At 58.2% G+C, this 16,043-nt stretch carries 10 protein-coding genes and 2 tRNA genes; 3 read left to right on the forward strand and 9 right to left on the reverse strand.

All coding sequences use genetic code 11. The features are described from left to right. The 6 genes from U9R25_17445 to U9R25_17470 form a co-directional block, all read right to left on the reverse strand. The coding region (locus U9R25_17445; protein MEA3337685.1) for a hypothetical protein at positions 1-1,603 on the reverse strand (1,603 nt) is incomplete at its 3' end. Next, entirely contained in the window at positions 1,578-3,353 is a 1,776-nt protein-coding gene (locus U9R25_17450) for a proline--tRNA ligase (protein ID MEA3337686.1), read from the reverse strand. The genes U9R25_17450 and U9R25_17445, both read right to left, overlap by 26 nt. 68 nt (positions 3,354-3,421) lie before the next feature. Beyond that, complete coding sequence (gene proS, locus U9R25_17455) at positions 3,422-4,891, reverse strand: proline--tRNA ligase (protein MEA3337687.1); 1,470 nt, start codon at positions 4,889-4,891, stop codon at positions 3,422-3,424. A 148-nt stretch (positions 4,892-5,039) separates the two neighbouring features. Next, entirely contained in the window at positions 5,040-5,606 is a 567-nt protein-coding gene (locus tag U9R25_17460) for an LOG family protein (protein MEA3337688.1), read from the reverse strand. 48 nt (positions 5,607-5,654) lie between these two features. Further along, the gene (locus U9R25_17465) at positions 5,655-6,281 is read right to left on the reverse strand and encodes a metallophosphoesterase (protein ID MEA3337689.1); all 627 of its coding nucleotides are present in this window, start codon (positions 6,279-6,281) and stop codon (positions 5,655-5,657) included. Positions 6,282-6,338: 57 nt separating this feature from the next. Continuing rightward, the gene (locus tag U9R25_17470; protein MEA3337690.1) at positions 6,339-8,276 is read right to left on the reverse strand and encodes a phospholipase D-like domain-containing protein; all 1,938 of its coding nucleotides are present in this window, start codon (positions 8,274-8,276) and stop codon (positions 6,339-6,341) included. A gap of 526 nt (positions 8,277-8,802) precedes the next feature. Here U9R25_17470 and U9R25_17475 point away from each other — a divergent pair. The 3 genes from U9R25_17475 to U9R25_17485 all read left to right on the forward strand — a co-directional run bounded on the left by U9R25_17475 (position 8,803) and on the right by U9R25_17485 (position 11,813). Further along, positions 8,803-8,875, forward strand: a tRNA-Arg gene (locus U9R25_17475). 181 nt (positions 8,876-9,056) lie between these two features. Next, positions 9,057-10,838 (forward strand): bifunctional sulfate adenylyltransferase/adenylylsulfate kinase, encoded by a 1,782-nt coding sequence (locus U9R25_17480; protein MEA3337691.1) that lies wholly within the window; start codon positions 9,057-9,059, stop codon positions 10,836-10,838. After that, positions 10,839-11,813, forward strand: coding sequence for a GDP-mannose 4,6-dehydratase (locus U9R25_17485; protein ID MEA3337692.1), 975 nt, complete (start codon positions 10,839-10,841; stop codon positions 11,811-11,813). 43 nt (positions 11,814-11,856) lie between these two features. On the opposite strand, the gene U9R25_17490 is transcribed toward U9R25_17485, so the two are convergent. From U9R25_17490 to U9R25_17500, 3 genes are all read right to left on the reverse strand, one after another. After that, a complete protein-coding gene (locus tag U9R25_17490; GenBank protein ID MEA3337693.1) occupies positions 11,857-12,609 on the reverse strand; it encodes a hypothetical protein in 753 nt (250 codons plus the stop codon). Between the two features lie 39 nt (positions 12,610-12,648). Next, positions 12,649-15,501, reverse strand: a complete 2,853-nt coding sequence (locus tag U9R25_17495; GenBank protein MEA3337694.1) for a leucine--tRNA ligase — start codon at positions 15,499-15,501, stop codon at positions 12,649-12,651. Positions 15,502-15,943: 442 nt separating this feature from the next. Beyond that, positions 15,944-16,019, reverse strand: a tRNA-Ala gene (locus tag U9R25_17500). Positions 16,020-16,043: the final 24 nt, after the last annotated feature.

Here is a 16,043-nt window from a genome sequence, read left to right on the forward strand (position 1 = left end):
GGATCTGGTGAAGCACGCTGGCTTCGGGAAAGACCTCGGGCAACAAGAGGCGTGTTCGAAAGTCCTCGTGCTCGATCACTGCATACTGCTCTGATTCCTGGAGGCTGTTGGCTGTCAGCGGGAAAATATACCTTCCGTCGAAGCTGACTGGAGGCCCGTGGCTGTCGATGCCGGGGCGCCAGGCAAATGCCAGTGTCGCGTGGTCAGCGTCGCGCGGGGTCAGATAAACGGGTGTTTCCGGTGGCTGATCCGATATCCACTGGCCCAGTTCCCAGAGTCCCTCGTCGAAGGCGTGAAAGAGTTCCGGCAGGGCGGCCCAGCGAACAAAGTAGTTACGGGCTGAGGTGGCCGTGGCCAACAGTAGAATCAGTCCGATCAGGGCGGGACCCAGCCAGCGGCCGGCGTCTCCCAATCTGGCAGATCGACGCGAGTACTCCAATATCCACGCCAGCGGCAGGGCGATCAACATGGCGGTCGGCGCGGCTGCACCCAACACACGGTGGAAATGGGGGGCATATTCGCTGACCATCCCGGGTATCAGGAGTCCAACAAGCCCGATGATCAACAGGCTGTAGACTGGCTTGCGGATGCGCCAGAGGGCCATCAGGAATCCGGCAGCGAAGGGGACTGCCAGCCAGATGTTCAGCGCCGCAGCACCAGGAAGATTGCGCCGCGGGTCCAGATCCCCCGTCATCCCGACCGGAAAAAACATCCTGACCGAGGCCCAGGCATTCTGCCAGACATTGCCAGTAGCTGCCTCGTCGCCGGCAATGGCGACCTGGCCGGGACGCAAGAACAGGAGTTCATTGTTGTTCACAAAGAACCAGGCCAGTGGAAGGACCAGGATCAAGGCTACAGCTGCGGCAATCACCAGGCCGCGCCACCTCGCTTGTTTCTCTTGCCCGATCGACCGATCATGGTCCTCATATGGGACCCGGCGATCGTAGAGGATCAGATGGATCGCCGTCAGGGCTACCAGCAGGGGAATCACCCAGGCGCCCTGATAGGTGTAGAGACAGGCTGCCAGCACGGCGCCCAGCGCAGCGAAGCTGGGCCAACGATTGCTGCGCCAGCCCCGCAGGAGTAACCAATTGGCGGCAGTCCATTCCAGGGGGACTATGATGGGTTCAATGCCCATGCGGCTGAAGTGCAGATGCCAGCGCATGATGGCTAAAACCAGGGCGGCAAAAAAGGGGAAAACGATCGTCAATTCTGGCTGCCTGCGGCGCATCTCCTCACCCAGCATGAACATAACCAATACGCCCAGCAGGCCGAAAAGAGCGGCCGTCGTGCGCATCGCTGTCGGTCCCGCTTCAGCGCCAAATAGCTGGAAAAGGGCAAACATGAGGGCATTGGCGTAGGCGTTGAGGGGTGGAACGCCGAAGTTACCGGTCAGGAAAATGGGCTTATATCCTGGCTCGGTGAGGATGCGCCAGGCTTCCAGACCCTCGAACGACTCGTCGAAGTGAAAGCCCGGAGGCAGACTGTCGATCTGCCACAGGCGCAGGCCGGCGGCCACGGCCAAAATTAAAAGCAGTGCCAGGAAACGCCGGGCAAAGGATGGGCTTCTGACCACCTCAATCGGGACCAGGGTAGGGAACATCGATCACCAGCGCATCGACCTCCCGCTGCAGAATGTCGAGCTGCTGCCTGACCGTGGCGAGTACCTGATCCAGCGGGATCAGTTGCCGTTCCTTTTGATCCCGTCGTTTGAGTTCTACCCCTCCCTGTTTCAACGCTCGGGCGCCCACGGTGATGCGCAAGGGCAAGCCGATCAGATCGGCATCGTTGAATTTCACGCCAGGACTGGCGTCATCCCGATCATCGTAAAAGACCTCGATCCCTGCCGCTCGAAGCTCGTCGTAGAGCCAATCCGCCGTTTCGACCGCCTCGGGCGCCTTGCGGGGCAGCACCACCAGATGGACATGGAAGGGGGCGATGCTAACCGGCCAGATCAGGCCATAGTCGTCGTTGTGGGTTTCGGCGACGGTCGCCAACATGCGGCCTACCCCGATGCCGTAGGATCCCATGACAATCGGTAATAACGACCCATCCGCGGCGTGGAAAGTGGCGCCCAGCGCCTGCGAAAAGTGTGTCCCCAGTTTGAAGATGTTTCCCACCTCCACACCACGCTCGGTCTGCAGGGCATGACCACAGTGCGGACATGGGTCGCCGGCAGCAGCAGCCGTGATGTCCGCGATGACATCCGGCTGAAAATCCCTGCCACTGGTGACGTTGCGCAGGTGATATCCCTCGTCGTTGGCGCCCGTTACCAGATTAGGCGTTGCTGCCACCAGGTCATCGACGATCACCAGGCAGTGTTGGACGCCGATGGGCGACGCGTAGCCGGGCTCAGCGCCGATCGCTCGAATCTCCTGCTCAACAGCCGGCCGGAGGCTTTTTGCCTGGATCGCCTGCCGGAGCTTTGTTTCATTGACGTCCATGTCACCGCGGGTAACAGCGAAAACAAACAGCTCATCCCTTTTTTGCCCGGCGAATTCTGCCACAAAGAAGATCGCCTTGGCCGTCTGGTTGGTTGGCACGCCGAGAAAGGAAGCCACATCGTCGATGGTTTTGCAATCGGGGGTGGCGACCTTTTCCAGCGGGGCCGGCTCGATCTGAGGTGGCTTCGGTTTGCGGAAGGTGGCAACTTCCCGATTGGCCGCGTAGCCACACTGATCGCACAGGAGCAGGGTGTCCTCACCTTTTTCGGTGAAGACTATGAATTCCAGGGACTGGCTGCCGCCCATGATGCCCACGTCGGCGCCGACGGTCATTACATTCAGGCCAGCGCGGTGGAAGATATTGTGATAGGCCTGCCAATGCGCTCGAAATTGGCGATCCAATCCCTCTTCATCGATGTCCAGAGAATAGGAGTCTTTCATCGTAAACTCCCGGACGCGTATCAGCCCACCGCGCGCCCGGGGCTCGTCCCGAAACTTGGTTTGGATGTGGTAGACCAGTTGGGGCAACTGGCGATAGGAGCTGATCTCCCGCTTCGCCAGATCGGCCACCACCTCCTCATGGGTGATCGCCAGGGTCATGTCTCGTTTAGCCCGGTCTTGCCAATGGACCAACTCCGGGTAGGCAGCATCCCAGCGGCCGGAAGCCTGCCACAGTTCAGCTGGATGCACCACCGGCATAGTGATTTCCTGTCCGCCAATGGCGTTCATCTCCTGGCGGATTATGGCTTCGATTTTATCCATAGCGCGGCGGGCCAGCGGCAGGTAGGAGAATATCCCGGAAGCCAGCGGACGGATAAAACCGGCACGCAACAGGTACTGGTGGCTGATCAGTTCCGCGTCAGCTGGTGCCTGGCGGAGGGTTTGGAAGAAAGCGCGGGTCAAACGCATGGTCGGTTCCTTAATGAGATGTCACAATGTCATAATGTCACAATTCGATGTTGACATCATGACATAATCTAATACGCTCTGGCGAAGATCGCCACGCGATCAGTTTTCTGGCCGGTGAAGAAACAGACTCCCTCACCTTCCTCTGCATCCAGTGGGAAGCAGCGAATGGTCGCCTTGGTATCGGCCTTCACCTGGTCTTCCTCCTCGGCAGTGCCTGCCCAATGAACTCGCAGGAAACCTCCCTCGCTATCGAGAGTTTCCCTGAATTGCTGGTAGGAAGAGATGCCGGTGTGGGTATTCTCCTCCCGGAAGTCGGTGGCCTGCTGCAGAAGACTGGCCTGTATGTCGCTCAGCAATTCCTTGACTGCCTGATCGACGCCGTCGACCGGGATGCCGAACACCTTGGCTTTGGGGCCATCATCCTGTTCCTGGTCGCGGCGGATATCGCGGCGGGCAAGAACCACAGCGTTTTTCTTGACGTCGCGGGGACCGATCTCGACTCGCACAGGCACCCCCCGCATTTCCCAGTCGTTGTACTTGAAACCAGGCGTGAGGCCATCCCGGTCGTCCAGATGTACGCGGATTCCCGCTTCCTTGAGCTGGGCCACCACCCGGTGAGCGAGTGGCATGACAGCCTGCTCTTCCTTCGCCTTGCGGAAAATGGGGACCACCACTGCCTGAATGGGCGCCATCACCGGCGGCAGGCGCAGTCCTTGATCATCGCCGTGGGCCATGATCACCGCGCCCACCATGCGGGTACTTACTCCCCAACTGGTCGTCCAGGCAAATTGCTGTTCGTTGCTTTCATCCAGGAATTTGATATCGAAAGCCCTGGCGAAGTTTTGGCCGAGAAAGTGGCTGGTGCCGGCCTGAAGGGCCCAGCCATTGCCCATCATTGCTTCGATGGTGTAGCTGTCAACGGCGCCGGCAAAGCGTTCCCGTTCGCTCTTGACCCCCTGGATCACCGGAATGGCTGCATCGTTGATGGCGAAATCGGCGTAGACATCCAGCATCTGCAGGGTTTCGGCAACAGCTTCTTCTGATGTGGCATGGGCTGTATGCCCCTCCTGCCAAAGGAACTCCAGGGTCCGCAGGAAAGGCCGCGTGCGCATTTCCCAGCGCACCACGTTGGCCCACTGGTTGATCAGCACAGGCAGGTCGCGGTAGCTCTGGATCCACTGGCTGTACATATGCCCGATAATTGTCTCCGATGTAGGGCGGACGACCAGGGGCTCGGTCAGTTCTGAGCCGCCGCCAATGGTGACGACCGCCAGTTCCGGCGAGAATCCTTCGATGTGGTCCTTTTCCTTCTCCAGGAAACTCTTGGGAATGAATAAGGGGAAATAGGCGTTGACGTGTCCGGTAGCCTTGAATCGGCTATCGAGGCCACCCTGAACGGCTTCCCACAACTGGTATCCGTAAGGCTTGATAACCATACAGCCGCGAACGGGCGAGTTTTCGGCCAAATCGGCCTCGCGAATGACGTCCAGATACCAGCGGGAATAGTCCTCGCTGCGTGGTGTAACTCGAGATGCCATGAGGGACTCCTTTTGTCCGATATTATCTCTGTGAAGTTTCTCGTGGCGAGCCATAGACAAGATGGGCGCAAGACTCAGGCCACGACTGTTTCCCGGTCAGGGAAGTGACGAATGCAAGATTGTACGATGGAATGATCATTGAATCAAATCAGGCGTCTTGTTCTGCGCTGGAGTTTCGGGTCAGTACGTCGATTGCATCCTGTGGTGTGTCGGTGAAGGTCAGGAGTGCCAGGGCGGATGAGCCTAACTGGGTCCAGTTGTAGGTCGAGTAGACCACCTGGGGCCACTCCGGTCCCACGATGATCAAAGGCCGCACCGGTATTTCTGCGATCAACATCATATTCCACACCACCGTCAATTCCGCCAGGGTGCCAAGTCCCCCGTGCACGATGATAAAGGCAGCGCTCTCGATTGCCATGCGTTGGATACGATCTGGCAGTGTTGCGCACTTGCGCTCCTCGCGTACCCAGGGATTGGGTTCCAGCTTGTCGTCAAACGTGACGCAGGTATAGCCGATGGTTTTGCCGCCGGCTTCAAGGGCGCCCTTCAAAGCGGCTTCCATGGTTCCCATATACCCGCCGGTTGCAACGGCATAGCCTTCATCGGCCAGCAGCCGGCCCAGCAAGAGAGAGTCGGCGTAGAGTTGGCTGTCATCTGAGACTCTGGCGCCGCCAAACAGGGTGACTATTTGCGGTGATGTGGGTTGTTGTTCCATTCCTTGCCCTATTCGAATAGACCGCGAGGACCGGTTGGCCCGGGATCGCTAAAGATCGAGAACTTTCCAGGGATAGACATTGATGACGGTTGTATCGTGGTATCGGGTTTCGGTCACTTCATCTGACCTGTAAACATGTTTGTGCCCATGGAGCAGATAGCGGGGACGAAAGGTGCGCATTAGCCACAGAAAACTTTCGAAGCCCTGGTGGGCCCGGTCGCTGCCATCGTGAATGCCTGCGGGCGGACTGTGGGCCACCAGAATATCCAGGTGGCGGCCAAGGCGCGCTCTTTGCCACAACATCGCGGGGATCAGTTTCCAGGTATTCAGACGCATTTCAGTCTGGGTATACTGGAAGCGAGGATTGCTGTTGTAGCGGATCGAGCCCTCCAGGCCGGCGATGACCAATCCCTGTTCGACGACGACCCGCCCGTGGATATCCATCGGATGCCGCCGGTAACCCTCATGCATGCCTTCCTGGCGGAATTCTGCGCCGGAAGCATGGTTTCCATACACCCAGAAGCAGGGAACGTCCAACATGCTGATAACGTAGTCCAGATAGTAGGGAGCAAGGTCACCGCAACCCAGCACAAGCTCAACTGGTCCCACCAGTGAGCGGATGCGCGGGCTATAAATGAGTGGATCGATCTTGTCGCTAATGGCCAGGACTTTCATTACAATGCCACAATGCCTCACAGATTGCGGGCAGTATAACACCCGGTGTCGTGGCTGTCAACGGTCACCTTCACCGCCGGCTGCTTGCCAATCGGCCCAGAACGCCGCAGCCAGATAGGCGTACCCCTGATTTGACCGGACCTGCAGGGCCAGTTCCCGATTCATCTTGGAGGATGCTTCACTGCCGTTGATGCTTCCCAGGTGGAGCCAGCCCTGATGGTCATTTTCCACCAGTACCATCTTGTTGTGCAGGCCCAACCCGGCTGGATTTCCCAGGCGCGCCCTGAGATCCAGGCTTTCGTCGAAGGCAATTTGGTGTAGATAGCCAACTGTTTGCGCGTTTTGCCCATAAGAAAAGTAGCTGTCGAGCAGGATTCTTACCTGGGCGCCCCGGCGGGCTGCGTCGATGTATGCCTGCAATCGAAGGTTGGGTGCGGTCTCGGGGACGTCGGCAGCGCTGCCCCAGTGCACCCGTTCGTAGAGCTGTTCGACAAGAACGATGTCACCCTGGCCTGCCTGAGCAACCATACCCAGAATCCCTCCAGCCTCGGGTGGCAGAAGACTCGATTCGGGCGCCTGGATCAGTTGTCCTGAGAAAGAGCCCGATAATACCAGCGGTTGGCTGTGAATCAACTGATAGGCGTCGCCGCCTGTCTCATTGTCGGGTTGGAATCCGGCCGGGGGCGCGCCATAGCGAGGATCGGATTCGGTCCAGCGGAAGAGATCGCGATGGTGCACGGGATCAAAGTCAGCGTGGAAGATCTCACGAGCGCGGGCTACAAGTTCGACCGAATCTGTTGCCAGGGCAGCGCCCCGGCGTCCAACTGTGCCATCAGATTTGTCATCATCGGGCATGGAAGCGGGTCCCATGTTTTCCGTGCTGACGAGTAGAATGCGCTCGTCTACCACGGCGAACTTAGCGTGTTGATAGGCATAACGATCGCTGGCATCGTTGCGATCACTCACCATGAACCAGACCTGTCCACCGGCTTCTTCGATCATCTGGGAAACGTAGCGCTCCTGATCGTCGATGCCTCCCACGGGACCACCCTCCAGCAACAAGGTTACAGACACATTGTCCCTGGCCTTGTTGGCCAGAAGTTCCGCGAGGGCGATATGTTTGAAGGTGTGTACTTCAAGGATGATACTTTCTTGAGCGGTGGCCAGGGTGTCGCGAACCATTTCGAAGAGATTATCCGGGCCGAGAGAGATGGTAAACGTGGCGCTGCTGGTGATCTGAACTGGGCGGCTGAAGCGTTCCAGGTCCCAGCCAGGATACTGTACCCGGCGTCCGGCCAGGTGATCATTGGGATCCTGGGCCCAGTCGCTCGATGTGTTTGTGTCGCTGACCTGTCCTGCAGCGGGCAAACTCAACTTGCGATAGAGGATCTGCCCTTCGGCGGGAAAGGCATTGCTGGGGGAGTAGGGCATCAAGGCAGGGCCGATCCAGCCGGGCTGATCCTGGTCTCCGTTTTCGTAGACCAGGACATCCACGACGCTGCCGGCTGGATCGGAAAGGATGATCTGCCCCCCTGAATTGCTGAATCGAAGGGGGGTGCCAGACAGGTTGGGAACGCCTGGATCGGTATCGGCGCCATACTCGCAGTCTGGCATCAGGCCGAATACCAACGAAAAGGCTGTGGCCTCCCGGCTGCACCATAGGCTGGCATGGGAGTCCAGAGTCAGCTGGGGGAATACAACGGTGCGCCGACCATCGCTGACCCTGTACCCCGCAAGATCGATAGCGTTTCGGCTTGCGTTGCGGAGACGAAAGGCCTCATCGGGTTCGTTGCGAGTAACGGTGTCGTAGTAGAGGGCAGTGATATGAAGCGAGGGGTGGTGACTGCTGATCAAGGGCAGAAAGGTCTGATGGTCGTTCAATGGGCTCACAGGTTGTGCCTGAAATGGCGTGATGTTGTTATCCGGGACCGGGTTCGTAGTGATAGCCAGAGCAGCCGAAACCAGAAGAATCAGCAGGAAAAAACGCGTCGACATGAGTGTCCCCCTTGTTGCATGTTGTTGTCTGGAATGGATACGGATTGAACGAGCCAGAACGGCTAATCTTTCCCCCGAGAGATTGGTCCAGTCGGACCTCTGCTCTCAACTGATATAGTATACCACTATTTGGGACTCGCGCCAGTTGGATTACGGTGAGTCCAGCTCCAGTCAGATTCTTGCACACTGGGCAAGAAAATTAGCCACGAACCTGACAAGGATGTACCGCGACCTCTGCGCCGGAGGTCTGCGCAAATCAGCGTTCCTCTGGCTTGTCCAGGTTAGGGTAAGGCGGCTGACGAGCCGCCTTTGCGCAAGATCAACCGGCTGACCCAAAAAATGGGGATTTCGTACAGCCTGGACTCCGCTGCATATTGAGGATTGCTGAAGTTGAGTCGATCACCTCTGATGTAGCTATGTGGAAGGAAGAACAACTCAACGCACCCACAAGTTCTCTTGTTCACCAATATGAAGAGATAACTTTTGCCCACGTACAAGGGTTGTGTTATCATGTTTTTTTGGGTATGCCCCCGTAGCTCAGTGGATAGAGCGCGGGTTTCCTAAACCCGGCGTCGCAGGTTCGACTCCTGCCGGGGGCACCTGGGGTTCTGGCCGATGCAGGCTCAGATTACGATTTTTCTCGGCGCGAACCCTGGGATCTTAGGATTGGATCCGGGCCGATTGACTGGCAATTGCCTGAAATCGGTTTTTTTATGGGCAGAGTCTTCGACGATTTAATAACGAAAGAAAAGAGATGAAGGAGCAGTAACGGTGACAAGTATGAATCCACAATTGATTTCTCCCTATGGTGGCGAGCTAGTAAATCTGATGGTGTCGCCCGAGGAGCAGGAGGCGTTGAAAGCCTATGCAAGCGATCTGCCTTCCCTGCAGATCTCTCAGCGGGCCGAATGCGATCTGGAATTATTGGCAGTGGGCGCCTTTTCCCCCCTGGATCGTTTCATGGGGCAGGAGGATCTGCAGCGGGTGCTGGATGAAATGCGCTTGACAAATGGCTACCTTTTCCCGATTCCGGTGACTTTACCGGTCAATCCCGATGCCACGTCGATTGCGGGGCAATCGGCAACTCTGAGTCTGGATCAGGACATCGCATTGCGCAATTCCAAAAACGAGCTTCTGGCCGTCATGACGGTCGAGGAGATCTACGACTGGGATCTGGCCGAGATAGCTGAAAAGGCCTTCGGTACTCAGGATCTTCGCCATCCCCTGGTGGCTGAGATGCACCGTTGGGGCAAAGTCAACATCTCGGGCAGGCTGCGGGTGCTCAATCTACCCAAACACTACGATTTCCAGGACCTGAGGCTGACGCCCACGCAGACCAGGGCACGCCTGGCCCGGCTGAGCCACCAGAATGTTGTGGCCTTCCAGACAAGGAATCCGCTGCACCGGGTTCACGAGGAACTCACCAAGCGCGCCACTGAGGAAATCGACGGGGCACTTTTGCTGCATCCGGTTGTTGGCATGACCAAGCCGGGCGACGTGGACCATTTCACCCGCGTTCGAACCTACAAAGCCCTGACCAGCCGTTACTACGACCCCGATCGCATTCTGTTGTCCCTGCTTCCGTTGGCCATGCGCATGGCGGGGCCCCGCGAAGCACTCTGGCATGCCCTGATTCGCCGCAACTATGGGGCAAATCACCTGATAGTCGGGCGTGATCACGCCGGGCCTGGCAATGACTCCCAGGGCAATCCGATCTACGGCCCCTACGATGCCCAGGAAATGGTGGCTGAGTACTCCGATGAGATCGGGGTGAAGATGGTGCCCTTCCGTATGTTGGTCTACCTGCCCGACGAGGAACGCTATGAGGAGGTGACCAAGGTGCCCGAAGCCAGCCGCACCGCTGCCATCTCTGGCACCCAGGTGCGGGAAGAGTACCTGAACAACGGCAAAAAACTACCCGATTGGTTCACCCGTCCCGAGGTTGCCGATATTCTGGCCGAGACCTACCCGCCGCGCCACAAGCAGGGAGTGTGTATTTGGTTCACCGGCCTCAGCGGCTCAGGCAAGTCCACCACCGCCGAAGTACTGACGGTACTGCTTCAGGAGCATGGCAGGCAGGTGACGGTACTCGACGGAGATGTGGTCCGCACCCACCTGTCGAAGGGACTGGGCTTCAGCAAGGACGATCGCGATATCAACATCCGGCGCATAGGCTTTGTGTCGGCCGAGTTGGTGCGCCATGGTGGCACCGCCGTCTGCGCGGCCGTCAGCCCCTACCGCGCTACTCGCAACGACGTGCGCAACCTGGTGGGCAAGGATCACTTCGTGGAGGTCTTCGTCGACACGCCGCTGGCCGTGTGTGAGCAGCGGGATGTCAAGGGGCTCTATGCCAAGGCTCGCCGTGGTGAGATCAAGGGCTTCACCGGGATCGACGATCCCTACGAGGCTCCCAACAACGCCGAGTTGATGCTGGATACAGTGCGAAACACGCCTGAGGAAAACGCCCATGTCATCCTCAACTACCTGATCGACCAGGGTCTGGTCAGGACCACAGAACGGGAGACCCCGATGGTAGCCCAGAAAAGTGGCGGAATCGCCTAAATGCAGCGGGCACTGATCACAGGTGGGGCCGGTTTTATCGGCTCCCATCTTGCGCAAGCACTTTTGCAGCGCGGGTGGCAGGTTACCGTGATCGATGACCTGTCCACCGGCTCCTTTGCCAACATCGAGCACCTTGTTGGCCATCCACACTTCGGTTATGCCATCGAGAGCATTACGAATGAGATGGTGCTCGACCGCCTGGCCAGCGAGTGCGGCACGATTTTTCACCTGGCCGCCGCTGTCGGGGTCAAACTGATTATTCAGGCGCCAGTCCATACGATCGAAACAAATGTCATGGGAACTGAGGCCGTCCTGAAAACCGCCCTGCGCTACCGGGCCAGGGTACTGATTGCCTCCACGTCCGAGGTCTACGGCAAGGGCACCAGGGTGCCATTCCGTGAGGATGACGATGTGGTTCTGGGACCCACCTCGCGCAGCCGTTGGTCCTATGCAGCCTCCAAAATGGTCGATGAGTTCCTGGCCCTGGCCTATGGCAGCGAGCATGGACTACCCATCACCATCTTTCGGCTGTTCAACACGGTGGGACCCCGTCAATCAGGCCGCTATGGCATGGTGATCCCCCGCTTTGTCAGACAGGCCCTGCAAGAGGAGCCGCTTACCGTCTATGGCGATGGCCAGCAGACCCGCTGTTTCTGCAATGTATCGGATTCTGTCACAGGTATCGTTGGGCTGGCCGAGGCTCCCCAGGCATTGGGTCGCGTCTTCAATCTTGGCGGAACCGACGAGATCAGCATTCTCGATCTGGCCCATCGGGTGTTGAAGATCGTGCACCCGACTGCTCGGGATTGGCAAGATCGTTTAACCTTCATTCCCTACTCGGAGGCTTATGCGGCCGGGTTTGAGGACATGCAACGACGGGTCCCTGATATCACCCGGATTCAGGAGACCATCGGTTGGCAGCCTCAAATCTCGCTGGATGACACGATCCGGCAGGTGGTCGCAACTTACCAGTAGCGTTTTGCCTTGGCTCTTTGAGATAGCAACACCGACGGTTTACTTACGCCAAACTGGACCAGGTGGTTTTTCGAAACGCCATGATCCGGAAGGGGCGGTTGATGCTTTGACAAAAGGCCTCGCGGCGGGTTGCCGGATCTGCATCGAAGGATCGGGCCAGTGCCGGGTCATTGGGTGTGAAGCCGCCATGGATCGCCAGAATCTCCTCGATTAACCGGGCATAGCCCTCGACATCGCTTCGGATGTGCAGAATGCCGTCAGGTCCCAGTTGATCATGAAAGAGTGCTGCCACCGGTTCGGTGAACAGGCGCCTGGCACGGTGCTTGCGTTTCCACCAGGGATCGGGGTAGAGCACGTGAATGACATCAACCTTAGCCAGCAGGTTCAGCTGGGGCAAGGCCCAGCGGGCGTCGTCGTCGCTGATCCAAAGATTGTTGAGGCCACGCTGCTCCACATGGCGCGTGATGCCACGGCAGAGGTGTCTCTTGACCTCGAACCCAAGGAAGTGCCGGTTCGGGTCAGCGCTGGCTCGCCCCAGCATGAACTCTCCAGAGCCAAAGCCGACCTCGATCTCCAGAGGCCGGTGGTCCAGGAACCTATCCAAACGACCTCGTTTCCCTTCGCTGATTTCGATCAGGCGAAAGTAGGGCTGTTCCTCGGGAATCGCCCGCCAGCGCACGTGATCGGGTCGACGTTTTGGATCGCCACCGATCAGTCCTTTCCCCTCAGCGTATCCTTTTGCATCCTTTTGGCGCTGGGCCTGGTCTGTTTCGAACGTTTCCCGCCCAACGCGCATCTGTCTTTCCATGGGCCGCCTGTATTTGTGCGGGACGGTCTATGTTGCCACGATATTCACCAGCTTGCCACCGGCAAAAATAACCTTGCGGATGGTTTTGCCGCTGATATGCCGTTGAACATTGGGGTCCGCCATGGCGAGCTCGCGTGCCTGTTCTTCCTCGATGCCGGCCGGCGCCTCGATCTTGCTGCGAACCTTGCCGTTTACCTGAACAACCAGGGTGATGGTCTCTTCCCTGGCTGCCTCCGGATCCCACTGGGGCCAGGACTGTAGATGGATGCTGGGTCCGGGATGCCGGCGTTGCCACAGTTCCTCAGTCAGATGCGGCGCAGTGGGTGCCAGCATCAACAGGAGACTGTCCACCGACTCATGCCAGGCATCGCTTCCATAGACCGGCGTACCGCGCGCGGTTTTCAGGGTGTTTCGCAAGGCCATGAGCCTGGCAACCATGGTGTTGAATTTGAAGGATTCAATGTCGCCGGTGATGTCCCGAATAGTCTGGTGCGTCGCCCGACGCAGCTCCTTTTCCTGACTCGAGTCAGGCTTTCCGGCATCGTCAGAATCGTTGGCACACAGCGTCCAGACATCCTGCATGAAACGCTGCACACCCTCGATACCCTGGCTGTTCCAGGGTCCGCCCTGGTCCCAGGGGCCGATGAACATCAGGTAGGCACGCACCGTGTCGGCACTGTAGCGTTGCACGAGTGCATCGGGTGCGATGACGTTACCGCGGCTCTTGGACATCTTCTCGTTGTCCTCACCCAGGATCATGCCCTGGTTGAAGAGGCGTAACATAGGTTCATCGAAGTCGACGAGTCCCATGGTTTGCATGGCCTTGGTGAAGAAACGGGTATAGATCAGGTGCATGGTGGCGTGTTCGATGCCGCCTGTGTACTGATCGACCGGCAGCCAATAGTCGCCTTGCGCTTTGTCCCAGGGAAGGTCGTCGGGACCCAACGTCTCGCCCGTCATATGATAGGGTGTGACATAGGCATAGTGATACCATGAGGAACACATAAAGGTATCCATTGTATCGGTCTCGCGCTCGGCGTCCCCTCCGCAGGAGGGACAGGATACGTGGCGGAACGTCTCATGGTACTTCAAGGGGCTTTCGCCGGTCGGCAAAAACTCCGCATCGTCCGGCAAGACGACGGGCAAGTCTTGGTAGGGTACAGGCACCACACCGCATTCAGGGCAATCGATCATGGGAATGGGCGCTCCCCAATAGCGCTGCCGGCTGATGAGCCAATCGTGTAGCCGGTAGTTGATCGCGAACTTCCCTGTGCCTTGTTCATTGAGCCAATTCGTCACTTCTTCCCTGGCTCGATCGCCCGGCGTGCCCGAAAACGCTCCTGAGTTGATCATGGCGCCATACTCGTGATGGAAAAGCACATCCCGATACCATGCCACATCGTGCCACATCTCCATGACCGTGCGGAATCGCCGCATATAGTCGTATCCCTCCTGGCAGCGGGAGATGATCAGATGGTCTGCGGCCATCGAGTCGAGGGAGGCCGGTCCATCCTGAAACACAACCTGCCATCCTCTCCCTACAATGTCGGCCCAGTGGCCTGGCCGAAGGTGTGTCTGCAGGAGTTCGGTATAATGAGCGATGTCGTCGTCGCCGCCCAGAACAACGCCGAAGAAACGTCCCCGATCCTCGATGGACAGGAACTCGAATGCCAGCCCAGCCTGTTTGAGCGCGAAGGCGAATGCATCCTGATCGATGACAGAGCCGTCCCAGACGACACTTTTCGCCCGCTCTTCAGGGTTCTCGATGACTGGAATGATGGTCAGGCCGAATTTCAGGGCAAACTCAGAATCCCGCTCGTCGTGGCCGGGCACGGCCATGATGGCGCCGGTGCCATAGCTCATCATCACATAGTCGGCAATCCAAATCGGAATTCGCTCACCATTGACCGGATTTACAGCGTACGCGCCGGTAAAAACGCCGGTTTTCTCCTTGTCAACAGCTCCCCGGGTGATCTCATCCTGGCGTTTAGCCTGTTCCACATAGTCATCGACAACCGACCGCTGCTGATCGCTCGTGATTCCCTGGACCAGCGGATGTTCCGGGGCCAGGACCATGAAGGTGGCTCCCCAGAGGGTATCGGGCCGGGTGGTGAATACCGACAGATCACCCTCACCGGCCTCGGCATCGTCGGGCATGTACTCGGGCGCGACGGTGAAGGTCACCTCGGCGCCCTCGGAGCGACCGATCCAATTGGCTTGCTGGATCTTTACCGGTTCAGGCCAATCAATGGTATCGAGGCCGTCCAGCAGTTCCTGAGCGTAGTTTGTGATACGGAACTTCCATTGGTTCAGTTCTTTTTTGATGACGGGCGTGTCACAGCGCTCGCAATGGCGATCTTCTCCCCAAACCTGTTCGCGCGCCAGGGTGGTGTTGCAATGGGGACACCAGTCTACCGGCGCAAATTCCTTGTAAGCCAGGCCGGCGTCGTAGAGCTTGAGGAAGAACCACTGGGTCCACTTATAGAGCTCCGGATCACACGTGACCGCTTCGCGATCCCAGGCCCACATCGCCCCCATGGTGCGCATCTGGCGGCGCATGTTTTCGATGTTTTCCAGGGTCCACTTGTAGGGATGAACGCCATGCTGAATAGCGGCATTTTCCGCGGGCAGGCCAAAGGCATCGAAGCCAATCGGAAAGAAGACGTTGTATCCCCGCATACGACGGTAGCGCGCGGCCGCATCGCTGGGGGTCATTGCGTACCAGTGGCCGATGTGCATGTCGCCCGACGGGTAGGGCAACATGGTCAGGAAATAGAACTTTTCCCGATCGGGGTCTTCGACTGTGTCATAGAGGCCGTCGGCGGCCCATTGCTGCTGCCATTTCGGCTCGAAATCCTGAGGAATGTATCTGTCTGCCATTTGCTCTTATTCTCCTGGGAAAATAAACAGCCCTCGTCCACTCAGGGACGAAGGCATTTGCTCCGCGGTACCACCCTGCTTGAGGACGGTGATCGGTATTCGGTAATCAGTGATCGGTTCCGTTCTTTGACCGATAGCTAATTACTGATGACCGACAATGACCTGTCCTCCACTCAGGTGACCGATAACGGGGTCATCCGGCGCGCGCTGTGGCACATGCCATTCACGTGCGCAACTCCCGGGCGAGTTCGATCTTTGGGCCGGCACGCGTCCAGGTGCCTGCGAGCTCACACCGGCCGCTCGCTCTCTGGGACGCAGATCTACTACTCCCGATCACAGTGTCTCTATTCAATTAGTGCGGGGGAAGTATAGGCCAGATTGTCGGGCTTGTCAAAACAGGGAAAATGAAGAGCCGGAGGGATAAACCTCCGGCTCTGACTCCTGGTGGAGCTGAGGGGACTCGAACCCCTGACCCCCACAATGCCATTGTGGTGCTCTCCCAGCTGAGCTACAGCCCCAGGAACGGGTGCATCTGGTTGGCT

The organism is Chloroflexota bacterium, from assembly GCA_034717495.1.
Taxonomy (GTDB): domain Bacteria; phylum Chloroflexota; class Anaerolineae; order JAAEKA01; family JAAEKA01; genus JAYELL01.